General features: G+C 69.9%; 5 protein-coding genes. 1 reads left to right on the forward strand and 4 read right to left on the reverse strand.

The window, feature by feature from the left end:
- Window positions 1–59: 59 nt before the first annotated feature.
- Window positions 60–1,259: a porin gene (locus F3J10_RS22775; protein WP_025099816.1), complete on the forward strand. Its 1,200-nt coding sequence runs from the start codon at window positions 60–62 to the stop codon at window positions 1,257–1,259.
- 244 nt (window positions 1,260–1,503) lie between these two features.
- Here F3J10_RS22775 and F3J10_RS22780 read toward each other — a convergent pair whose 3' ends face one another.
- From F3J10_RS22780 to F3J10_RS22795, 4 genes are all read right to left on the reverse strand, one after another.
- Window positions 1,504–3,351: an ABC transporter ATP-binding protein gene (locus tag F3J10_RS22780; protein WP_167243044.1), complete on the reverse strand. Its 1,848-nt coding sequence runs from the start codon at window positions 3,349–3,351 to the stop codon at window positions 1,504–1,506.
- Window positions 3,348–4,178 (reverse strand): ABC transporter permease, encoded by an 831-nt coding sequence (locus F3J10_RS22785; RefSeq protein WP_036051891.1) that lies wholly within the window; start codon window positions 4,176–4,178, stop codon window positions 3,348–3,350. The genes F3J10_RS22780 and F3J10_RS22785 overlap by 4 nt, the downstream gene beginning before the upstream one ends.
- Window positions 4,179–5,117 (reverse strand): ABC transporter permease, encoded by a 939-nt coding sequence (locus F3J10_RS22790; protein WP_025099819.1) that lies wholly within the window; start codon window positions 5,115–5,117, stop codon window positions 4,179–4,181.
- An 8-nt stretch (window positions 5,118–5,125) separates the two neighbouring features.
- The coding region (locus F3J10_RS22795; protein WP_167243045.1) for an ABC transporter substrate-binding protein at window positions 5,126–6,675 on the reverse strand (1,550 nt) is incomplete at its 5' end.

The following is a 6,675-nucleotide window of genomic DNA, read 5'->3' on the forward strand; positions in this document are numbered from 1 at the left end:
GAGACATCGGGTGTCCCCGCGACACACCACACCCATCGGCAAGGCCGAGGACCAAGGCAATGAAAAAAACGCTTCCTGCAATCGCCGCGCTGCTCGCGCTGTCCGGCGTCGCGCACGCGCAAAGCTCCGTGACGCTGTACGGCTTGATCGACACCGGCTTCGCCTTCAATTCCAACTCCAAGGGCGGCCGCCAGTACTCGGCCTCCTCGGGCAACCTGCAGGGCGACCGCTGGGGCCTGCGCGGCATCGAGGATCTCGGCGGCGGCTACGCCGCGATCTTCCGCCTCGAGGGCGGCTACTCCGTCAACAGCGGCGCGCTCGGCCAGGGCGGCGCCCTGTTCGGCCGCAAGGCCTACGTCGGCCTGCAGACGCCCTACGGCACCGTCACCCTGGGCCGCCAGTACGACGCGCTCGGCGACTACGTCGGCGACTTCGAGGCGGCCAACTTCGAGAAGTTCGTACCCGGCACCGAGTGGGGCAGCATCTACGGCGCCCACCCCGGCGACATGGACAACCTCGACAACTCCTACCGCATCAACAACACCGTCAAGTACGCCAGCCGCTCCTACAACGGCCTGAAGTTCGGCGGCATGTACAGCCTCGGCGGCCAGGCCGGCGACGTCACGCGCAACCAGGTCTGGGGCCTCGGCGTCGGCTACGACCACGGCCCGTTCGCCGGCGGCATCGCGATCGAGCGCGCCAAGAACCCGAACTTCGGCGTGTTCGGCACCAACCCGAACGCCAACTCGGCCACCGCGGCCAATGCCGCCAACGTCAGCAATCCGGTGTTCAGCGGCTTCGCCTCGGCCGGCGCCTGGCAGGTGATCTCGGCCGGCGCGGCCTACCACCTGGGCAATGCCACCATCGGCGGCGTCTACAGCAATGTCGCGTTCCAGAACCTCGGCGCCACCGCCGGCGCGGGCCTCAATCCGCTGCACCTGAGCGGCACCGCCAAGTTCAATATCGGCGAACTGAGCGTGTCCTACCTGCTCACGCCCTCGCTGCAGCTCGGCACCGCCTACACCTACACCAAGGGCAGCTCGGTGGGCTCGGTGTCGGGCGCGACCTACAACCAGGTCAACCTCGGCGCCGACTACTTCCTGTCGCGCCGCACCGACCTCTACGTGGTCGGCATCTACCAGCACGCCAGCGGCGTCGACTCGACCGGCAAGAAGGCCGTGGCCGCGATCGCCAATCTCTCGAACTCCTCGAGCGACCGCCAGGCCGCCGTGGTGTTCGGCATCCGCCACAAGTTCTGAGCATCGCCAGGCAACACCAAACGGGCGCTCGCCGATGGCGGGTGCCCGTTTTTTCATGGCGGCGCGGGAAGGCGATCGATTGACGACTTCGAAGTGCCTTGCCCGATGAATCCACCTCGCCCCGCCCACTTCGCCCTGCCTCACCGCCCCGCTTCACATCCCTGCTTCACGTCCTCGCTTCACATCCTTACTTCTCAGCCCGTCGCGCGAGACCTTCCCGCCGGCCTCGCGCGCGGGCTGCGTGCTATCGCAGCGCCACCCAGTGTCCATCCTGTCCATCGACCGCGCTGAGCGTGGCCAGCCGCCCCGAGGCCCGATCCGGATCGAAGTAGTCGTCCGCCGAACCGCGCATCGGCGGCACCTCGCGCACCACCACGCGAAAGCCCTGCTCGCTGTCGCCATGCAGTTCCGGCACCGCGCTCAACAAGCGCCGCGTGTAGGGATGGCCGGGACGGTCGAACACGGCGTCGCGCGATCCCAGTTCGACCACGTGGCCACGCAGCATCACCAGCACGCGTGTGGCGATCTGCTCGACCACGCCGAGATCGTGCGAGATCAGCAGGCAAGCGAAGCCGTAGCGCGCCTGCAACGAGGTAAACAACTCCAGCACCTGCTTCTGCACGGTCACGTCGAGCGCCGACACCGGCTCGTCGGCGATGATCACGGCCGGCCGGCTCACCAGCGCGCGCGCGATCGCCACGCGCTGGCGCTGGCCGCCCGACAGCTCGTGCACGAAACGCCGCGCATGTTCGCCCAGGCCCACGTCGGCCAGCACCGAGGCCACGCGCGCGGCGCGCTCGGCCGCGTCGAGCGAGCGATCCAGGCGCAGCCCCTCGGCCACCAGCTCGCCCACGCGCATGCGGGGGTCGAGCGCCGAATAGGGATCCTGGAACACGATCTGCACCGCGCGGCGCGCGGCCTGCAGGCGCTTCGCGCCGCCGTCGAGATAGGTCGCGCCGTCGAGCAGCACCTGCCCCTCGGCGGCCTCGACCAGGCCCAGCGCGACCTTGGCCAGGGTGGTCTTGCCGCTGCCCGATTCGCCGACGATCGCCAGCGTCTCGCCCGCATGCAGGCTGAACGAGGTGGGGAACACGGTGCGCTGCTTGCCGTGACGCGTGTTGGCACCGGCGGCCGCTGCGCCTGTCGAACCCGCCGCCGCGCGCCGGAACCAGCGCGCGCATTGCGCAACCAGGTCCTGGCGCGGCAGCGCGTAGTCGACCGCCACCTCGCGCATCTCCAGCACCGGGCGCGCGGCGCGATCGATCGCGGCCGGCGCCGCGTCGCCGCGCCGGGGCAACGCATCGAGCAGGGCCCGCGTATAAGGATGCGTCGGCCGCGACAGTACGCGCTCGGCCGAGCCGATCTCGATCTGCCGCCCCGCGCGCATGACCAGCACGCGCTCGGTATAGGCGGCCACCAGCGCCAGGTTGTGGCTGATGAAGATCAGCGCGGTGCCTTCGTCGCGCGTGAGCTCCATCATCACGTCGAGCACGTCCTTCTGCACCACGCAGTCGAGCGCGGTGGTCGGCTCGTCGGCGATCAGCAGCCTGGGCTTGAGCAGCATCGCCGAGGCCAGCACGATGCGCTGGCGCATGCCGCCCGAGAACTCGTGCGGGTAACGCCGCATGCAATCGCGCGGATTGCGCACCCGCACGCGCTCGAGCATGGCCAGCGCGCGCCGCTCGGCTTCCTCGTGCGACAGGCCGCGCCGACGCCGCAACGCCTCGGTCAGTTGCACGCCGATCCGGAATGCCGGGTTCAGCGACACCATCGGCTCCTGGAACACCATGCCGATGCCCACGCCGCGCGTCTCGCGCCACTGCGCGGCGCTGTGCGAGAGCAGCGGCGCGCCGCCGAAGCTCACCGTGCCGCCCATCACGCGCGCCGCGTCGGGCAGCAGCCCGAGCAGGGTCTTGCCGATCAGGGTCTTGCCGCTGCCCGACTCGCCCACCACCGCCAGCGAGTGCCCCGCCTCGAGATCGAAACTCACGCCGTCCACCACGCGTTTCGGCTCGCCGCCCGGCACGTTGAAACCGAGCGTGAGCGCATCGACGCGCAGCAGCGGCTGCGCCGCCTGTTGATTCGCGCTCATCGCGTCACCCCCTTCATGCGCGGATCCAGCAGGTCCCGCAAGGCGTCGCCGAGCAGGTTGATGCCCAGCAGCGCCAGTGAAATCGACATCCCCGGAAACAGCGCCAGCCAGATCGCGCGATCGATCGCGTCGCGGCTGTCGGCCAGCATGCCGCCCCAGGTCGGGGCCGGCGGCGGCACGCCCAGGCCGAGGAAGCTCAGCGCGCTCTCGGCCAGCAGGGCCGAGCCGAACAGCGAGGTGGCGAACACCAGCAGCGGCGTGACGATATTGGGCAGCACATGGCGGCCGAGCGTCCAGGCCCCGCCGTTGCCCATCGCCTGCGAGGCCAGCACGAAGTCGCGCTCGCGCAGGCTCAGGGTGCCGCCGTGCGCGATGCGCGTGACCGAGGGCGTGTAGGCCAGGCCCAGTGCCAGCACCACCGAGCCCTTCGAGCCGCCCACCACGGTCATGATGCCGAGCGCGAGCAGCAGGCCCGGAAAGGCCATCAACGCATCGGTGAGCACCATCACCACGCGGTCGAGCGCGCCGCCCGCGTAGGCCGAGACGGTGCCCAGCGCGGTGCCCGCCACCAGCGCGAACAGCACCGAGCCGAGGCTGACCGTGAGGCTCACGGCGGCGCCGGCCATGATGCGCGAGAACACGTCGCGGCCGAACTCGTCGGTGCCGAACCAGTGCAGCGCGCTGGGCGCGGCGTAGCGCGTGAGCGGATCGACCGCGCTCGGATCGTAGGGCGTCCAGATCAGGCCGAGCAGCGCGGTGGCCACCAGCCAGCCCACCAGCAGCGCGCCGAGCGCCAGGTTGAAGCGTTTGAACAGGGAGCGTTTCATTCAGATTTTCATCCGGGGATCGAAGAGCGGATGCAGCAGGTCGACGATCAGGTTGACCAGCACGTAGAGCAGCGCAATCACCAGCAGGCAGCCCTGCACCACCGGGTAGTCGCGCGCGTAGATGCTGTCCACCAGCAGGCGCCCCATGCCGGGCAGGGTGAAGACGGTCTCGATCACCGCGCCGCCGGCCAGCAGGTGGCCGAGCACGAGGCCCAGCACCGTCAGCGTCGGGCCGAACGCGTTGGGCAGCGCATGCAGCAGCACGCGCGGCTCGGAGAGGCCCTTGGCGCGCGCGTGGGCGATGTACTCGAGGCGCAGCACCTCGATGCTGCCGGCGCGCATCACGCGCATCAGCACCGCGATCTCGCCGAGCGCGACCGCCAGCACCGGCAGCAGCAGGTAGCGCAGGCTGCCCCAGCCGGCCTCGGCGAAGCTCTGGTAGCCGAAGGTCGGCAGCCATTGCAGCTTCACGCCGAACAGCCACATCAGCAGGATGCCGATCCAGAAGCTCGGCAGCGAGACGAACAGGATGCCGGTGAAGACGATCGCCGAATCGGTACGCCGGTTCTGCAGCCAGGCGGCCACCAGGCCGGCGGGAATCGCGATCAGGGCCGCCAGCGCGGTGGCGGCCAGCACGATCTGCGCGGTCACCGGGAAGGTGTCGCGAATCAGCTCGCCCACCGGCTGGTGGCGCACGATCGACATGCCGAGGTCGCCGTGCAGCAGGTGGACGATCCACAGCATGAACTGCTCGGGCAGCGAGCGATCGAGGCCGAACTGGTGGCGCATCTGCGCGAGCAGGGCCGGGTCGTTGATGTCGCCGAGCATCAGCGCGGCCGGATCGCCCGGAATCGCGCGGATCATCGCGAACACCAGCACCGTGACGATCGCCACCGAGGGCACCGCCATCAGGATCCGTTTGAACAGGTAGGACAGCATGCTATTTCTCAGTGCTTGATCACGTTGAACACGCGCGTGCGCCGCATCGGCCAGGAGCCGACGCCCTCCAGGCGGCTGCTCACCTGCAGCAGCTCGGGCGCGAAGTACATCATCAGCATCGGCGCGTCGGCCAGCATCAGCGCGTGCAGCTGGTCGAACACCTGCTGGCGCTGCGACTCGTCGGTCATGCCCTGCAGGCTGCGCCACAGCGCCCGCGCCTTGGGGTTCTCCCATTGCGCCATGGCACGCTTGTCCTTGTCGCCGATCACGTCGCCGTACATCAGCTCGGGATCGATGCGCGCCGAGTAGGCGAAGGACATCAGCTGGAAATGGCCCGAGCGGAAATCGGCGAGCTGCTTGCCCCACTCGACCAGGTCCAGGCGCGTGGCGATGCCGGCCTGGCTCAGCAGCGACTGCATGTAGACCGCCAGGCTGTACATGTGCGGGAAGCGCCGGCTGGTCTCCAGGCTCAGCACCTGGCCGTGGTAGCCGGCCTCGGCCAGCAGGCGGCGCATCTCGGGCAGGTTGCGGCGGTAGCCGGCGGCGTCCTCGGCGCTGAACAGCTCGGTGGCGCCAGGCACCAGCGAGGGGTTGTAGGGCGCGCGCCCATCGGTGACGGCCTTGACGATGCTCGGCAGGTCCAGCGCCAGCGCGATCGCGCGGCGCATGCGCACATCGGCGAGCAGCGGATCGCGGGTCTGCATCAGCAGCATCGCCGGATCGGCGGTGGGGCCCGTCACCAGGCGCCAGCGCGGGTCGCTGGGCAGCACGCCGTTCTCGCCCACCGACATCAAATCGATCTGGCCGGCCACCAGGGCCGATTTCTGCGCGGCCTCGTCGGGGATCACCACGAAGCGCACGTCGCCATGGGCGAGCTTGGCGCCGGCCAGGCCGCTGGGCGGCTCGGCGCGCGGGCGGTAGCCGGCGAACGGGCGCAACAGCACGTACTGGCCGCGCTTCCATTCGGAGAACACGAAGGGGCCGGTGGCGACCGGCTTGAGCCACTCGCCCCGGGCGTCGACGCTGGAGGGGCTGAGCACCGCCAGCGGGCAACGCGGGTCGACCATGCGCGTGAGGAACAGCGCGCTCGCGCGGTCCAGCTCGAACACCACCGTCATCGGGTCCGGCGTGCGCAGCGCGAGCACGCGCGGGCCGCGACTGCCGTCGTAGACGTTGCGGCACTCGAAGCCGGAGCTGCGCTTCATCAGGAACTCGAAGCTCCAGCGCACCTCGCGCGAGGTCATCGGCGTGCCGTCGTGGAAGCGCACGCCGTGGCGCAGGTGGAAGGTGTAGGTCTTGCCGTCGGGCGAGATCTCCCAGCTATCGGCCAGCATCGGGCCGACGCTCAGGTCCGCGCGCAGCGCCACCAGCGACTCCACCACATTGGCGAGGATGTTGTCGGTGGCGGTGTTGCGGGCGATGTTGCCCGGCATCGAGGTGGGCGTGTCGGAACCTTCGGCGACGCGGATCTCGGGTTGCGAGGCAGGTTGTGATGCGAGTTGTAAAACAGGCTGTAAAGCCGAGGACGCAGCGGATGAGGCGCCGGCGGCCGCGGCCG

Origin of the sequence: Burkholderia sp. Cy-637 (assembly GCF_011753175.1) — a bacterium.
GTDB lineage: Bacteria > Pseudomonadota > Gammaproteobacteria > Burkholderiales > Burkholderiaceae > Burkholderia > Burkholderia gladioli.

Coding starts and splice junctions, on each gene's coding strand:
- F3J10_RS22775 (WP_025099816.1), top strand. CDS start 60: ATGAAAAAAACGCTTCCTGCAATCGCCGCGCTGCTCGCGCTGTCCGGC.
- F3J10_RS22790 (WP_025099819.1), bottom strand. CDS start 5,117: ATGCTGTCCTACCTGTTCAAACGGATCCTGATGGCGGTGCCCTCGGTG.
- F3J10_RS22785 (WP_036051891.1), bottom strand. CDS start 4,178: ATGAAACGCTCCCTGTTCAAACGCTTCAACCTGGCGCTCGGCGCGCTG.
- F3J10_RS22780 (WP_167243044.1), bottom strand. CDS start 3,351: ATGAGCGCGAATCAACAGGCGGCGCAGCCGCTGCTGCGCGTCGATGCG.